Annotated in this window: 15 protein-coding genes; 14 read left to right on the plus strand and 1 reads right to left on the minus strand. The window is 37.4% G+C overall.

What is annotated here, in order from left to right; all coding sequences use genetic code 11:
• Positions 1–18 precede the first annotated feature (18 nt).
• Positions 19–672: a hypothetical protein gene (locus tag FOR85_RS06670; RefSeq protein WP_144297248.1), complete on the plus strand. Its 654-nt coding sequence runs from the start codon at positions 19–21 to the stop codon at positions 670–672.
• Between the two features lie 71 nt (positions 673–743).
• The gene (locus FOR85_RS06675; RefSeq protein ID WP_144297249.1) at positions 744–1,301 is read left to right on the plus strand and encodes a hypothetical protein; all 558 of its coding nucleotides are present in this window, start codon (positions 744–746) and stop codon (positions 1,299–1,301) included.
• Between the two features lie 109 nt (positions 1,302–1,410).
• Here the strand turns inward: FOR85_RS06675 and rluB are convergent, their stop codons facing one another.
• Positions 1,411–2,337, minus strand: a complete 927-nt coding sequence (gene rluB, locus FOR85_RS06680) for a 23S rRNA pseudouridine(2605) synthase RluB (protein WP_144297250.1) — start codon at positions 2,335–2,337, stop codon at positions 1,411–1,413.
• A 362-nt stretch (positions 2,338–2,699) separates the two neighbouring features.
• On the opposite strand from rluB, the gene FOR85_RS06685 reads away from it, so the two are divergent.
• The 12 genes from FOR85_RS06685 (at position 2,700) to FOR85_RS06740 (ending at position 16,964) form a co-directional block, all read left to right on the plus strand.
• Positions 2,700–3,800: a polysaccharide biosynthesis/export family protein gene (locus FOR85_RS06685; RefSeq protein ID WP_144297251.1), complete on the plus strand. Its 1,101-nt coding sequence runs from the start codon at positions 2,700–2,702 to the stop codon at positions 3,798–3,800.
• 12 nt (positions 3,801–3,812) lie between these two features.
• Positions 3,813–4,244 carry a low molecular weight protein-tyrosine-phosphatase gene (locus FOR85_RS06690; protein WP_144297252.1) on the plus strand — a complete coding sequence of 144 codons (432 nt, stop codon included), beginning with the start codon at positions 3,813–3,815 and terminating at the stop codon, positions 4,242–4,244.
• Between the two features lie 83 nt (positions 4,245–4,327).
• Positions 4,328–6,610, plus strand: a complete 2,283-nt coding sequence (locus FOR85_RS06695) for a GNVR domain-containing protein (protein WP_144297253.1) — start codon at positions 4,328–4,330, stop codon at positions 6,608–6,610.
• Between the two features lie 62 nt (positions 6,611–6,672).
• Positions 6,673–8,634, plus strand: a complete 1,962-nt coding sequence (locus FOR85_RS06700) for a nucleoside-diphosphate sugar epimerase/dehydratase (RefSeq protein WP_144297254.1) — start codon at positions 6,673–6,675, stop codon at positions 8,632–8,634.
• 110 nt (positions 8,635–8,744) lie between these two features.
• Positions 8,745–9,803, plus strand: a complete 1,059-nt coding sequence (gene rfbB / locus FOR85_RS06705) for a dTDP-glucose 4,6-dehydratase (RefSeq protein WP_144297255.1) — start codon at positions 8,745–8,747, stop codon at positions 9,801–9,803.
• Positions 9,804–10,679, plus strand: coding sequence for a glucose-1-phosphate thymidylyltransferase RfbA (rfbA, locus tag FOR85_RS06710; RefSeq protein ID WP_144297256.1), 876 nt, complete (start codon positions 9,804–9,806; stop codon positions 10,677–10,679).
• A 2-nt stretch (positions 10,680–10,681) separates the two neighbouring features.
• Positions 10,682–11,758: a DegT/DnrJ/EryC1/StrS aminotransferase family protein gene (locus FOR85_RS06715; RefSeq protein ID WP_144297257.1), complete on the plus strand. Its 1,077-nt coding sequence runs from the start codon at positions 10,682–10,684 to the stop codon at positions 11,756–11,758.
• Between the two features lie 2 nt (positions 11,759–11,760).
• Positions 11,761–12,957: an acetyl-CoA carboxylase biotin carboxylase subunit family protein gene (locus tag FOR85_RS06720; RefSeq protein ID WP_144297258.1), complete on the plus strand. Its 1,197-nt coding sequence runs from the start codon at positions 11,761–11,763 to the stop codon at positions 12,955–12,957.
• Positions 12,938–13,918 carry a hypothetical protein gene (locus FOR85_RS06725; protein WP_144297259.1) on the plus strand — a complete coding sequence of 327 codons (981 nt, stop codon included), beginning with the start codon at positions 12,938–12,940 and terminating at the stop codon, positions 13,916–13,918. Before FOR85_RS06720 ends, FOR85_RS06725 begins: the two co-directional genes overlap by 20 nt.
• On the plus strand, positions 13,918–14,481 hold the full coding sequence (locus FOR85_RS06730; RefSeq protein ID WP_144297260.1) for a GNAT family N-acetyltransferase: 564 nt from the start codon (positions 13,918–13,920) through the stop codon (positions 14,479–14,481). Before FOR85_RS06725 ends, FOR85_RS06730 begins: the two co-directional genes overlap by 1 nt.
• A complete protein-coding gene (locus FOR85_RS06735; RefSeq protein ID WP_144297261.1) occupies positions 14,482–15,993 on the plus strand; it encodes an oligosaccharide flippase family protein in 1,512 nt (503 codons plus the stop codon).
• The gene (locus FOR85_RS06740; protein WP_223808553.1) at positions 15,990–16,964 is read left to right on the plus strand and encodes a glycosyltransferase family 2 protein; all 975 of its coding nucleotides are present in this window, start codon (positions 15,990–15,992) and stop codon (positions 16,962–16,964) included. The genes FOR85_RS06735 and FOR85_RS06740 overlap by 4 nt, the downstream gene beginning before the upstream one ends.
• The last annotated feature ends 52 nt before the right edge of the window (positions 16,965–17,016 follow it).

Genomic DNA, 17,016 nt, shown 5'->3' on the forward strand with positions numbered 1-17,016 from the left:
AACAACAAGGATACCCAAATGACCCAACTGACTGCGATGTTCGTGATGTTTGTTTTATATGGCGTACTGCCAGCAGCTGGGTTGTACCTTGGATATCGTGGTATCAAAAAAATCACGGCACCCAAAATGCTTGAGTATAAAGCGATGCCGCAATTGGGTTATATTCCTGAAAAAAGCTTGCCAGTTGAGGTCAAAGCAGCGCTGGATCAAATCAATGATAAGGGCGAAAAGCTGCGGGTTATTTATGGCGATACCAATAACGATGGTAAAATTGATGATAAAGATACCGTCAATGAAACCTACGTTATGATTCAAAATCTAATGGATAGGCATGTGCCACTAGCCGTAGCCGATTATCGCCGCTTGCATGACTTAGATGTTGGGAACGGCGCCCTTGCTGATACCACGAAAATTGAGCATTCTGATGTCACGGGCAAAGAGGCGCTATTAGAAGTGCTTAGGACGATTAATACCCAGTTTGATGACTTGCTGAATGCGTCCTATCATCAAGATGGACAAAAGCTACTGGCGACCAATCGATACTTACAGCAGCGTTTTAATAATCCAACTAGCAATTCTAGACTACAACAAATTGATAATAGCGCTGTTGAAGTCCAAGCAATTGAAAACCCAGCTGGTAGAGAAACTGATGTAGAAGATATTAAGCTCTAAATGAGAAACAGTGATAATATCCCGGGTCTAAATGTTTATGCTGAAATAGGTTTAAAGAAGAGTAAAGTGACATGAGTATATTAATAGGCGTTGGTGTGATTACCACTGTCGGCGTCTTTTATTTGGGTAGAAAGGGCTGGTACGCATTGCATAGAATGGTTGGTATTACTCCAGGCGTGCTGATTTATCAAGATAGTAATGCGCCCCTGTTGTTAACTTCTCTCAATTGGCAACAGCTAAATTTAAATGAAAAACATCTAGGAGCTTTATCAGATAAGCAGTTACGTCAACTACAGGGTATTGATAAAAAAGTAGCAAACTATCACAACTACCAAAACGAGTTAGAAGCGCAAAATGTAACTTCAGCTATTAACGAGCAACAATTTGTCTTACATAAAATGCTGCATACCCGCTTACCCGAAATGTTGGTCAGTCATTATCATTTAGCAAATATCAATGTAAGCAATCATACTAAAAATGGAAAGAAGCAGACTGAGGCGAATAGGCTATTACAAGAGGTATTGGACAGCATTGAGCAGCGCTTAGATGGGTTGTTAGAGCGAATGGAAGAGCAACACCTACAAGAATTAAGAGTGATGAAAAATTATATTCATAGTCATGACGACTGATTTCTAAGTTAGGGATATTCTTAAAAAGTGCATAAAAATGCATAAAAAAAGCGGTCAATGAACCAGTCATTGACCGCTTTTTTATCAGCTAGGATTAACCTGTGACAGATTAACGCTTGTTGTTACGATCGCGGGTATTACGTGAACCGCGACTGGCAGGACTGCCACTGCTTTTAGGTTTAGCACTGCTAGGACGGTTATCGCTACGACTGTCAACACGGCGCGCTTTGAGTGGCTTGCTTTTGATACGTTCTTGCTTTTCTTTAGCTGCACCATGCAAACCAGTACCGTGACGTGGGCGTAGACTGACCAAATCGGTTAAGGTATTGATGTCTTTTTTATCGAGCTCTAAGAAGCGACCGGTACGCAGCTCTTTTGGCAGCGCAATCGACCCGTAACGCGTACGTAATAGACGGCTCACTTTAAGGCCTTGTGACTCAAACAGTCGGCGCACTTCGCGATTTCGACCTTCTTTTAGTCTGACGTGGTACCATTTATTGACGCCTTCACCGCCGCCTTCTTTGATATCTTCAAACTGTGCCATGCCATCTTCTAACATGACGCCAGCCGTTAGAGTACGGGCGATATCAGGAGTGACTTCACCAAGTACACGTACGGCATACTCACGGGTGACTTCGCTAGACGGATGCATTAAGCGATGCGCCATTTCGCCATCATTGGTAAATAATAGCAGACCAGTCGAGTTAATATCTAAGCGCCCAACCATGACCCAGCGATCATGAGTCAGTTTTGGTAAACGCTCAAATACCGTTGGACGACCTTCTGGATCATTAGCCGAGCAAACTTCACCTTCAGGCTTGTAATAGGCTAAGACGCGACGACGCTTTTCATTTTCAGCGGTATATTTGATCTGACGACCGTCAACACGAATCTCATCGCCTTGTTCAACGCGGTCGCCGATGGTTGCGGGTCCATTATTGACGGTCACGCGACCTGCTTTAATGACCTCTTCCATCTGCCGACGTGAGCCAAGTCCCATGCGGGCGAGTGCTTTTTGCAGTTTTTCATCTTTCATCATGCTATCCTTGTTTCGGTGGGTTTACATTTCTCAATGTATGAAATTGGACTGAGTATTATACGCTATTTATTGAAGTGATGTTTAAGATTAGCTTTTAAGGCTATTATTATTGGTAGGTTAGGCTTTATTACGTGGTTATGTGTTCAATCGAGATTGATATATCTGACGAAAAGTAAATATAAATTGATTGTTACTCTTACCTAATTCCTCCAAAAAATTTACCTTATCTGTCCAATCTTTAACCACTTATGGTATTATTGCCTTGTTTTTTTGTGGTTAATGTAATACTCGATTATGGTTGTCTAAACTGTACTTTTTGCTAGACGCTGCTTATATCTGTGATTTATAAAGGTTTCTCTATGTTTTTCAATTCATCAAAGCTATTAAGTGTGGCGTCTGTACTTGCAATTAGCATACTCACGGGTTGCTCTAGTATCAATGCTGGTCTGCAAGCAGGTGAGCTACCACCTAATGGTACATTCATTGCTGAAAATGGATTGCACTTTAATATACAGCCATTGAACCTAGCAACATTACCGCCGAAACAAGCGGCTATACCAAATAGTAATTTAGCTCAATTAATACGAAGCTCTGGACGAGCAGAATATCGTATTGCTGAAGGCGATATTTTGAGTATAGTCCTGACAGGCTACCCGAATATAACACCTTTAGCGGCTAGTGATAGCAGCAACCCTTATGTTTCAGGATTTCCTGTTGATCAACAAGGTTTTGTACAGTTTCCATTGGTTGGTCGTATCAAAGCTAGTGGCATGAGCGTACCGCAATTTACCGCCAATTTACAAAAACAGCTGCAGCGTTATCTTAAGTATTCAGACCCACAGGTTAAAATCGTTAACTACCGTGGCAATAAATTCTTTATTGATGGTGAGGTCAAACAACCGGGTGAATTCCCAATTAATGATGAACCAGTATCGTTATACAGTGCAATCTCTATGGCTGGAGGAGCGACACCTACGGGAGATTCGAACAATATTGTATTTAATCGTAAAGGGATAAGCTACAATATTGGATTACAGTCCTTACGCGAACTTGGCACGTCTGCCAATCAGATATATTTACAAGATGGTGATTCCATTCATGTGAATAGCCAAGACCGTAATAAGATATATGTTTTAGGAGAGTTTGGCCGTGTAGAGCCTGTACCTATTAAAGAGCAAGGCATCAGTTTGGCGCAAGTATTAGGCGAGTCTAAAGGTCTTGATTCTAATACAGCAAATGCGGCTAAGATATACGTTGTGCGTGACAACTTAAATACGAGAACGACAGATATTTACTATGTAGATATGCAAACGATTACTAGCTTTGCGCTTGCTAATCGTTTCGAGATGCATCCTAATGACATTGTATACGTTGATCCTACTGGCTTGACACGTTGGAATCGTGTTATCAGTGCCATACTACCATCGACTTCAGCAGTTAGTATTCTTTCAGGCTTATAGGTAATAACAGTTATGGCGTTTAATAATATTTTAGTCGTATGTGTGGGTAATATTTGTCGTAGCCCTATGGCAGAAGCGCTACTAAAACAGCGCTTCCCAAATAAAAATATTGACTCTGCCGGTGTAGGTGCTTTAGTCGGGCACTCTGCCGATCCTGCTGCGTTAGAGATTATGGCTAAACAAGAAATCGATATTACTAATCATGTCGCAAAGCAAATCGATGAGAATTTGGCAAAAACAGCCGATATTATTTTTACTATGTCAGATGGACAAACGAAGTGGATCGAAGAGCGCTGGCCATTTTGCCGTGGTAAAACCTTTAAGCTTGGTCATTGGATGAACAAAGACATTGCGGATCCTTATAAACATGAAATGAGCGCCTTTGAGACAGCCTATCAAGATATTGTTAAGAGTCTCGAGCAATGGGCTGATAAAGTTAATTAAATATTCGGTTCTACATTATAAATAGTGCTGGTTGTAAATCCTCTGTTATAAAGTGATTAACCTTAAGCGATGAATATATAAATATGAATACAGATTCACAAAAAATGTCGAAGCCTAGTAACGATAACGCTAGTAATAGTGATAACGATGAAATTGATTTAATGGCTCTATTATTAGCGCTATTACGTGGATGGAAAACTATCCTGTTCTTCATATTGCTAGGGTTAGTTATTGGCATACTTTACAGTCGCTATGTTAATCCTACTTTTCGATCTGATGCGCTAATTCAAATTGATGAAAAATCATCAGGGCTACCAGCATTAGGTGAGAATATCTCTGATTTATTAGGAACCGAAAATAGTAAAGCGCAGACTGAGGCTGAGCTGATTCGCTCGAGAATGATTTTAGAACCTGTAGTAGACAAGCTACATTTGCGTATCAAACTTGCCGATCTTGAGGTTAGTGCTATTGATAAAATAGTCAGCGATCGTACTCATACGCAAATAAATTCACCTGAGGGCGTTGCTCTAAGAACAACAGAAGGCCAAGTGCGGATTAGTGAATTCAACGTCTCTCAAGGTTATCTAAATAAGCCCTTTACTCTAAGCCGAGAAGGTGCTGACTTTGTTCTAACTAACGGTTTTGATGACTTCAAAGGTAAACTAAATCAGCCGCAAAAATTTAGCGGTGTAGACGGCCAAATCCATATTACGGTCAATGACTTGCCAACTGATAATCATACTATTCGTATTACTAAACAGTCATTACAAACGACTACTGATGACATTAATAAGTCATTGTCGGTCGTTGAAAAGGGTAAACAAACAGGCATTATCGAGCTGTCGATGACAGGTGCTAATCAGCAGCAAACCAGTATGATACTTAAAGATATTATCCTATCGTACATTGGTCAAAACCAGTCTCGTGGCTCTGAAGAGACAACTAAAACTCTCAAATTTATGGAAACCCAGATCCCTCTTCTTAAGAAAAAACTTGAGGATGCAGAAGGCGTATTCAATGAGTTTCGTAAAAAATATGGCACGATCGATGTTTCAAAAGAAGCTGAGCTACTCCTGACTGAGAACTCTAATATCGATGTACAGCTAAATGAGCTGAAGCTTAAAAAGGCGGATCTAACAACTTACTATACTGAAGAGCATCCTTTAGTCATTCAGATTGATGAGCAATTAAAAGTATTAAACGATAGAAAACAGACTATTGATAACACTATTGCAGGCTTACCTGAACTACAAAGAGAGTTTTTAAAGCTCTCGCAAGATACTGAAATTAACAGAGAGATCTATCTGACGCTACTTAAAAATTATCAACAATTACAGATTGCTAAAGCAGGCCAATTAGGTTTCGCTCGAATTATTGATTTACCAATCAGTACTTATAAAGCTATCGCTCCTAAAAAGCTGTTAATTATTGTCTTGGGTTCATTGTTAGGGGCTATGCTCGGTGCTATGTTGGTTCTTATCAAGAACATGCTAAGAAATGTGGTCAAAGACCCTGAGCGTATTGAAGCTAAAACTGGAATACCTGTTATTGCGACGATCCCTCGATCACCAATAATAACTCGACTAAATAAGAAGAAGTCTTCTAACAGTAGATTACTTGCATATGCAGACAATAATAGTATCAGCTATGAAGCTATTAAAAGCTTAAGAACTAACCTAGTATTCGGTATGCCCTCTGAAGGTTTAGGTTTTCAAAGAGCTAAGGTTATATTGATTACTGGTGAAAGTCCAGGCGTTGGTAAGTCTTTTATCTCATCTAATTTAACTGAGGTGTTTACACAATTAAATAAGAAAACCTTGATTATGGATGCTGATATGCGTTTAGGACAGTTGCATAAGGTATTTAATATGGGTCAGGCTAACGGCTTAGCAGATTACTTATCGCAAAGCAATGAACAAACCAAAAGATTTAATAATCCATTGATTGACATTGATAAGACATCAGGGTTGAATGGTAGTGATATATCTGAGTTTATTCATCCGACTGGCATTGAAAATATGGACTTTATGCCTCGAGGTGAGAATCCTCGTAACCCAGCATCGCTATTGGCCAATGGTCGCTTTGATCATTTAATGACAGAACTAAATCTGCATTACGACTATATTATTATCGACTCGCCACCTGTATTAGCAGCCTCCGATGCTATGATATTAGCGCAGCACGCTGACAAAGTATTGATGGTCACCAGATATGAAGATTCCATCGAAGGCCAATTAGTTTATGCGATCAATCAAATGAATAAAGCTAATATTAAAGTAGACGGTATTATCTTAAACGATGTACAGCAGGGGTTACTAAGTAAGTATAGCTATCATTATAGTTATGCCTATGGCAATAATAACTAACTTTTAGTTGATAGATGTCCAATGCTTTAAATATTAATGTTTGAATAAAACAGTTGTTTATTATGTCAATAGATCCCACATCCTCATCCAAATCGCATAATACTAACTCTATAACATCTACTGGTCTTGCGGAACGTAGTGCTGAGTTTTTACTCAGCCTACCTAGAAGCATTAAACGTAGTATTTTAATGATGGCTGACTTTATCATGTCAGCTATTTGTTTATTCTTCGCCATTGCAGCAAGATATGGATATATAGACCATCATGTCAGTTTATTGGTATTAAGTCTGAGTGCATTGATACCAGTACTATGCTTGTATGCTATTGGATTTTATAACGGCGTTGCTAGAGGTTTTTTTGATGCGATGATGGGTAACGTATTGCAGCTATTTTTTGTCCTTATTATCATCGCCCAGACCATTCTTTATTTTAAACTCCTTCCCGATATGCCACGTGCCGTACCCATTTTATATCTGTTTCTATTTTTTATCTGGTTGTGGAATAGTCGGCTGACTATCCGTGAGCTTTTAACGCGGCTACAAGGTAAAAACCAGCGCCGTATGAAGAATGAAGATGGTTATGATAACGTTGTCATTTACGGGGCAGGAGAGGCTGGTCGAGATTTATTAGAAGGTTTAAGAAACTCACATAAATATAATGTTGTGGCTTATGTTGATGATGATCCACAGCTTGCTGGTGCTTATTTACTCGGCAAAAAGATTTATCCTGCACATGATTTAGTAAGATTGGTAGAAGAGTTAGAGATTGCACAGGTGTTTTTGGCTATTCCTTCTATCAGCCGCGCCCAAAAACGCCAAATTATAGATAAGCTTTCAGGCATCGCCATCAAAATTAAAGAATTGCCAAGCTTAGAGGAAATCGCTGACGAAAAAGTGACCGTCAGCAGTATGCGTAAAGTAGATATTTTGGATGTATTAGACAGACAGACTGTCGAACCTGATGCAAAATTGCTGCAGCTAAATATTAAAGATAAGTGCGTGTTGGTCACTGGCGCTGGTGGTTCTATTGGTAGCGAGTTATGTCGTCAAGTAATCAAAAATAAGCCAAAATGTCTCGTCCTTTATGAGCTGTCCGAGTTTGCGCTTTATAGCATCCATCAAGAGCTAACCATCAAACAAGCTAATACGCCTGCTTATAAAGACATTCAAATCGTTGCTGTCATCGGTAACGTCACCAATGAATCAAATCTGCTTAGAATACTGAAACTCCATAATATACAGACGGTTTATCATGCAGCCGCCTATAAACATGTGCCTATGGTTGAGCATAATCCTTTTGAAGGCGTGATTAACAATACCAAAGGCACTTATCACTGTGTGCGGGCGGCTATTCAAGCCAATGTCGAAACCTTTGTTTTAATCTCGACCGATAAAGCCGTAAGGCCGACCAATGTAATGGGCGCGTCTAAGCGCTTAGCAGAGTTAGTTTGCCAAGCACTAAGCCAAATGGATAGCCAAACCTGTATCAGTATGGTGCGTTTTGGTAACGTCCTAGGTTCGTCAGGCTCTGTCGTACCGTTATTTACCAAGCAGATTGAACAAGGTAAACCGATTACGGTCACCCATCCTGATGTGACGCGCTATTTCATGACGATTCCAGAAGCGGCAAATCTGGTTATCCAAGCAGGAGCAATGGCATCGGGTGGTGAAGTGTTTGTCCTTGATATGGGCGAGCCGGTCAAAATCGTTGATTTGGCACAGCGAATGATTCATTTAAGTGGTTTTGATATTAAAGATGCCGCCCATCCTGAGGGTGATATCGAAGTCATCTTTACGGGTCTTAGAGATGGAGAAAAGCTTTATGAAGAGCTCATCATCGGTGAAGATAATGTCGAATCCACTGATCACCCTCTTATCATGCAAGCAATTGAGCATAGCTTCCCATTAGATGAGCTGGAATCAGTATTGTTTGAGCTGACTGAAAAACAAAAACAATTCGATGTCCCTTGGCTAAAACAACAGTTTAAGCAGTATGTAGATGGCTATAAAGAAAATACAGAATAAATAAGAAAAAGTAATTTGAGACATAGCTGTAAATGTCTACTTTTAATACTAAGCAATAAACGTCTTAAAGCGCTCATTTAATTTTTAGCTGTGAAAAAAATAGGTTGTTTATGAAAATATTAGTTACTGGTGGCGCAGGCTTTATCGGCTCTGCTGTTATCCGCCATATTATCCGTAATACGGACGACGAAGTCTTAAATATTGATAAGTTAACCTATGCAGGTAATTTAGAATCCCTCAAAGAAATTGATCAAAATCCAAGATATACATTTCAACAGATTGATATTTGTGACAAAGAGGCGTTAGAGCAAGCATTCGATAGCTTTAAACCCAATCTTGTGATGCATTTAGCAGCAGAGTCACATGTGGATCGCTCTATTGATGGCCCTGCTGAATTTATTAATACTAATATTGTCGGTACTTATCATTTATTAGAGGTGACACGTCAATACTGGCAAAATCTTGATGATCTAGATAAACAACAGTTTAAGTTTCATCATATTTCTACCGATGAAGTTTATGGCGATTTAGAAGGCACAACGGATTTATTTACAGAATCTACCCCATATGCGCCAAGTTCACCTTATTCTGCGTCTAAAGCAAGTTCTGATCATTTAGTCCGTGCATGGCATCGTACCTATGGGTTCCCTATTTTAGTTACCAACTGCTCTAATAATTATGGTCCTTACCATTTCCCTGAAAAACTTATTCCGTTGGTTATCTTAAATGCTCTAGACGGCAAGGCTTTGCCTATTTATGGTAAAGGCAATCAAATACGGGACTGGTTGTTTGTGGAGGATCATGCGCGTGCTCTATACAAAGTGGTCACTGAAGGGAAGATTGGTGAGACTTATAATATCGGTGGGCATAACGAAAAACAAAATATTGAAGTGGTCAAAACGATTTGCCATATCTTAGATGAGCTACAACCACATGAAAATGGCCAGCCGTACGAATCATTAATTACGTTTGTAAAAGACCGCCCAGGACATGACTTGCGCTATGCAATCGATGCAAGCAAAATTGCCAATGAATTAAATTGGACGCCGACAGAGACGTTTGATAGTGGTATTAGAAAAACGGTCGAATGGTATTTGAATAATATGGAGTGGTGCAGCCGCGTTCAAGATGGCAGCTATCAACGTGAAAGACTGGGAACAGGTGAATAAATGAATACAAAAGGTATTATTTTAGCAGGCGGTTCAGGTACGCGTCTTTACCCCATTACTAAAGGCGTCTCTAAGCAGCTGCTCCCTATTTATGATAAACCAATGATTTATTATCCGTTGTCTGTATTGATGCTCGCAGGTATCCGTGAGGTGCTTATCATTAGCACACCAGATGATATAGACGGTTTTAAGCGCTTACTCGCTGATGGTCAAGAGCTTGGTATCGATATCAGCTATGCCGTTCAGCCAAGTCCAGACGGTTTGGCGCAAGCCTTTATTATCGGCGAAGAGTTTATTGGCGATAGTAATGTCTGCTTAGTACTTGGGGATAATATCTTTTATGGTCAAGGATTCACGCCATTGCTCCGTCAGGCAGTCAATAGACATAAAGGCGCGACTGTCTTCGGCTATCAAGTAAAAGATCCAGAGCGTTTTGGCGTCGTAGCATTCGATGAAGATAAGCGCGCCATTTCAATAGAAGAAAAGCCTGCCAAACCTAAATCTAATTATGCCGTAACTGGTTTATATTTTTATGATAATGATGTTATAGAGATTGCGAAGCAAGTAAAGCCTTCTGAACGAGGCGAAGTCGAGATCACTACCGTCAATCAGATGTATATGGAACGTGGTGATCTCAATGTGGAGCTATTAGGTCGTGGATTTGCTTGGCTAGATACGGGTACACATGAGAGCTTATTAGAAGCAGCGCAATTTGTAGAGACTATTGAGAAGCGTCAAGGTTATAAGGTTGCTTGCTTAGAAGAAATTGCCCTTAATAACGGCTGGTTGACTAAAGAGAAAGTGGCTGAGATTGGTCAGTCGATGAGCAAAAATGCGTATGGTCAGTATCTAATAGATTTAACAAAAGAGTCATAATCATGATACCTGTTACTAAAGCATATTTACCTAATAAAGAAAAGTATCAGTCTTATGTTGATCGAATCTTTCAAAGTGGTTGGCTGACTAATAATGGTAGTCTTCTACAGGAGCTAGAACAACGGCTCGCAGATTATCTAGGTATGAAGAATATCATTTTAGTCGCTAATGGCTCATTTGCTTTACAGCTTGCTTATAAAGCCTTAGCTTTAGAAGGTGAAGTCATTACGACACCTTTTAGTTTTGCGGCTACAACTAGTACACTTGCTTGGGAAGGTTTAAAGCCTGTTTTTGCTGACATCAATCCAAAAACTTTTAATATAGATCCAGGGCAGATAGAAGCTCAGATAACACCAAATACCAGAGCTATCGTGCCTGTTCATGTATTTGGCAATCCATGTGATGTTGAAGCTATTCAAGCTATCGCTGATAAGCATAAATTAAAAGTTGTTTATGATGCTGCTCATGCTTTTGGTTCGGAGTACAAAGACCAAAGTGTTTTAAATTTTGGTGATATTAGCACACTTAGCTTTCACTCCACTAAACTATTTCATACTATTGAAGGTGGTGCAGTTATCACCAATGATGATGAATTAGCTAAAAAAGTTAGACTGATGATTAATTTTGGTATTAGTAGTCCCACGTCTATTGATTCAGTAGGAACTAATGCCAAGATGAACGAGTTTGAAGCGGCTATGGGTTTATGTGTGCTCGATGAAATAGATATTATCAGACAGCGACGTGAATATATTTGGCAGGTTTATACCAATGAGCTGTCCAATATAGTCGAGTTGCAACAGTGGAATGAACATGGTAAGAATAACTGCGCTTATGCACCAGTATTGTTTGAGAGTGAAGAGCAGTTACTTAAAATTGAAGCCAAACTTAAAGAAAAAGATATATTACCTAGAAGATACTTTTATCCAAGTCTAGATACTTTGTCTTATCTAGGTAGTAAACAGGTTTGTAATAACTCGAGAGATATCGCCAGTCGAATTTTGTGTTTACCGATATACCCTGAGTTATCTAATTCTAATGTTGGAAATATTATACAAATAATTAAAAAAGGTGTGAAATAGTTATGAAACGTATACTCTTTTTAGGTGCTGCACCTTCTCAAATACCTCCAATTATTTATGCAAAATCACAAGGACATTATGTAATTACATGTGACTATCTGCCAGAAAACCCAGGGCATAAACTAGCAGATGAATACCATAATGTATCTACAACAGACATAAACTCTGTATTGGAATTAGCTCAAAACTTAAAAATAGATGGCATTGTTGCTTACGCTTCAGATCCTGCTGCCCCAACAGCAGCATATGTAGCCGAGAAAATGGGTTTACCAGGCAACCCTTATCAATCTGTACTTACGTTAGCGCGTAAAGATTTATTTCGTACCTTCTTAAAAGATAACGGTTTTAATGTACCAAAGTCAGAATCTTTTTATGAATTGAGTGATGCATCAGATTGGTTAAGTAAAATAGATGTTCCAGCTTTTATTAAACCTGTGGATTCATCTGGTAGCAAAGGAGTGACAGAAATTACTTCTAAAGATCAGTTAGAAGCTGCATTCAACCATGCCTTAGTTTTTTCACGGGAGAAAAAAGTTGTAGTAGAAGAAAAGATTGTTAAGCAAGGGTATCAAGTTGCTGGCGACGGTTTTATTTTAGATGGACAATTGGCTTTCCGCTGCTGGGCAGATGAGCACTTTGACAAACTTTGTAATGGTTTAGTTCCGATTGGGCAAACATTTCCTACCTCTCATGCTGATAGCTTACTTCAAGAGGCACATAAAGAAACACAGCGTCTTTTAGACTTACTAGGTATGAAAACTGGAGCTTTAAATTTTGACTTTCTATTTTCAGAAGATGGAAAGTTTTATTTTCTTGAATTAGGTCCGCGAAATGGTGGATGCTTAATTCCAGAAGTAATTCGTTATGCAACAGGTATTGATCTAATCAAGGCAACTGTGGATGCTGCATTGGGTTTGAAATGTGATCAGGTAAAGCAATTACCAGTAGAAGGTTTTTGGTCAAGTTATATGGTTCATAGCCTTAAAAGCGGTTTATTCGAAGAAGTTAATATATCTAAACGTGCTGAAAAAATGATTGTTGAGCAAACCTTATATTCAAAGAAAGGTGATTTAGTTAATAAATATAGTGGATCTAACGATACTTTAGGGATGATGATATTGAAATATCCTAATATGGATGAGATGCTATATATGGTTGATAATATGGAGCATGATATCTGTGTTATTGTCGACAAATAATGAAATAGGAGGATACTTCGAATTTGACTTGCCTGACTTAGGTCAATTCCCTTATCCTCAAGCGTTTAAATACAACTCCGCATGCTCAGCTTTTTATGATTTATTAGTTCAAAATAACATAAAGAAAATTTGGATGCCAAATTTTATATGTGATTCTATAATTGAACCACTTATATTATTAAATGTAAGTATTCAGTATTACGATATAGATAGTAATTTCTATCCCGATCTACCCGATCAAATACAAATTGACGAATATATGTTCTACGTTAATTATTTTGGTTTATGTACTAGTGTTCAGAAAAAGATCTTAGCTAAATATCCTGCAAACCAAGTTATTTTTGATCATTCACAAGCTTTTTTTATTCCTCCATTTGAATGTTTTGCTACTATTTACTCTCCTAGAAAGTTCTTACCAGTAGCTGAAGGTGGATTACTGGTTACTGAGTCTATCAGTAAAGCTAATTATTCATCTAGTGAGATCGAATGGATTTTAGACCAATACCAACATACTTTTATTAGAAAGTTATCAAGCGCAAAAGAAGGCTATGAAAAGTTTAAACAGAGTGAGATTCTTTTAAATGATTGTATTCCTAGAGAAATGTCAAAAATTACTGAAGAGATATTATATAGTTTGGACTATAGTAAATTAAAAGATAGAAGACTAGAGAATTTCAATTATTTGCATTATGCTTTGTCTGATATAAATCATTTAAAGGTTGATATTAGTACGCTACAATCTCCATTAATTTATCCGCTATTATTAGATAGAAATTATTCAGAAGAGTTAATTAAGGAAAATATATTTATACCTACTTATTGGTTAGATTGCCTAAAAAGAGTTTCTAGAAGTAGTTTTGAAGATGAATTTGTTAACAATACTACTAATTTAGTTTGTGACCATAGATATTCGAATAAAGAGATGCAATTTCAAATATATAAAATTAGAGAGTATTTATAATGAATATTAAGGGCAATGTAGTTACTTTACGAGCCATAGAAGTTGAAGATTTAGAGTTACTATCAATTTGGTCAAATTCTCCTGAGCTTTGGGAAAATTTAGTTGGGTGGCATTTTCCTTATTCGAAATTAAGTACTGAGCAATATATAAAAAATATTAACAATAATAATATAACTTATCAAAATTTAGCTATAGAAACTGAAGAACTAGGACTTATTGGAACAATAAACTTAGTTGATATAGATTGGAAAAACAGGAATGCTTCTAATGGTATTATGTTAGGTGATAAAGATAGTAGAGGTAAAGGATATGCTCTTGATGCAGTTATGACTATGATGCGATATGCTTTCAAGGAATTAAATTTAAAACGTTTAGATGCTGAAATGATAGATTATAATAATAGATCAATTAACTTCTATACTAAAAAATGTGGTTGGGTAATTGAAGGTAAAAAAGAGAATTGGTTTTATCGAAATGGCCAATATCATGATAAAATTATCGTTGGTATTACTCATAAGCAGTATGATGAACATATAGCAAAAACAAACTATTGGAATAATTGATTGAAACCTCCTTCTCTAAGACTCAATATTTTAGCCAGCTATCTTAGTCAAATTTACTTAATTATTATTAGCATTGCAATATTACCGTTCTATATTAAATATATGGGTGCTGAAGCCTATGGTTTAGTAGGTTTTTTTGCAATGCTACAAGGATTATTTAATTTACTCGATTTTGGATTAACCCCTACTATCAGCCGTCAGACTGCACAGTATAATGCTGGAGTCGAAAACGCTTTAAACTTTAGAAGATTGTTTCGAGCTTTGAGTTTAATATTTTTAGTGATAGCTATTCTAGGTGGAGGTGCGCTATACCTCCTAGATAACTATATTGCTACGCATTGGCTAAAATTAAATAACTTAAACATCGATGAAGTTTTATTTTGCCTACAGGTGATGGCGATCTGCGTAGCTTTACGTTGGATGACGGGCTTGTACCGCGGTGTGATATCTGGGTTCGAGCATATCGTTTGGCTTAGTATTGTTAATAGTATTATAGCTACTTTAAGATTTCCAGGTGTGTTGCTATATATGTATTATTTCGGCTTTACGGTTAAAAGTTTTTTTGTATTCCAACTTGCCATAGCTTTAATTGAATTTATCGTTTTAGCGGCAAAAAGCTTTCAACTTTTACCTAAGGTATCTACACAAGAATTCATCGGTTGGTCTATTAAACCTGTCAAGCCGTTATTAGGTTTTGCTTTGACTATTGCAGTAACTTCCTCAATTTGGGTGTTGTTCACTCAATTGGACAAGTTTGTTTTGTCAGGCGTTCTACCATTAGCAGATTATGGTTATTTTACTTTAGCGGTATTGGTTGCTGGTGGTATTTTACAGCTTAGTGCTCCTATTAGTGCGCCGATTATGCCACGTATGGCTCGTTTAGAAGGTGAGCAGCAACATGAGCAAATGCGTCAAGTATATTTAAATGCAACTCAATTCATTGCAGTTATTGTGGTCACAGCAGGCATAGTATTAGCAGGTGTAGCTCGACCTGTATTATACGCTTGGACAGGAGATAGTAATTTAGCTCTCCAAGCCGCACCAGTGTTACAATTGTATGCTTTGGGTAATGCATTATTGGCTCTTGCCGCTTTTCCTTATTACTTACAATATGCGAAAGGGAATTTAAGATATCATTTCATAGGTAATATTGTGAGTGTTCTTATATTGGTACCTTGTATTGTTTGGGCGGCGATACATTATGGTGCTATTGGTGCAGGTTGGGTATGGTTATTAACGCAGTTAGTATATCTGATATTTTGGGTAAGCTATGTGCATAGAAAGATTGAACCCAATATCAATGTAGCATGGTTCAAATCCTTCTTACCTAGTTTGATAAGTGTGTCTTTATTTGTGATCCTGGTCTCAAAATGGGTAGACCATTCTGGTGATCGACTCACTATTTTACTAAAAATAATTGTAATAAGTGTGCTTAGCATAATGATTGCCATGTTAAGTTCAGTTCGAGTTCTAAATATATTGAAATTAAGATTTGTAAAGAGAGCGATATGATAAACGATATAGATGATATAAAGGTTTCAGTGTGTGTGGTTACTTATAACCAAGAAAAGTATATTGCTGAATGCTTAGATAGCTTAGTCAATCAAGAAACAGATTTTAAGTTTGAAATTATAGTTGGTGAGGATTGCTCTACTGATGGCACTCGTGCAATAATTCAACAATATGTTGATAAGTATCCAAATCTAATAAAGCCCATTTTCCATAAGCAGAATGTGGGAGCGGTCGAAAATGTTAAGCAAGTATATATAGCAGCTAAAGGGAAATATATCTCGCACATGGATGGTGACGATATGGCATTGCCTAATAAGTTACAGAAGCAATTCGATGTTATGGAAGAAAATCCTCAAGCTATAATATGCAGCCATAATATGTTAGAGGTAGTAAATGATACTATAACTAAGGATGGATATTGGAATCATCCGAAAGGTGAATATGTGTTATTAGATTTAGTAAAAAAATTGCCTTTTTTTGCTCATTCTTCAAAATTTTTCAGAGTAACTGATGAGTTAAATCTATCTGATATTTTGAATGAGGAAGATGTTCTAGATATTGAGTTGCACTTATATCAATCTACTAAAGGAACAATAATTCATGTAGGTGAAAATCTAGGTGTTTACAGACCTGGGGTTGGTATATCCAGTGTTAAGGATAATAAACTAAACTACAATATGATTGCTAGAATAGAAAAAATTTATAATGATTTATTAGTCTCTAATCCTGAGTTGGCAGAAACTATAAAAATAGCTTATGCATCATACTTGTTAGGCATAGCTAATAGTTATGCAGTAACAGAATTAAATGGTCATAAAATGAGAGAATACGCTTTAAAGTCTATTAAACAAAAGCTTTTTTCAAAAAGGCAACTTCTAATGGTAGTCCTATGTGCAAATTATAATGTAGGTGTTTCTATACTAAATATTAGATACAAGTTTAAAAATATGAAACAGATTGGTAAAATTTAATTTTAAGAAAAAATATAAGTATAAGTGTTTGTTATTTAAATTAATTAATACG

Source organism: Psychrobacter sp. YGAH215, from assembly GCF_007280595.1.
In the GTDB taxonomy this organism is placed as follows: Bacteria; Pseudomonadota; Gammaproteobacteria; order Pseudomonadales; family Moraxellaceae; genus Psychrobacter; species Psychrobacter faecalis.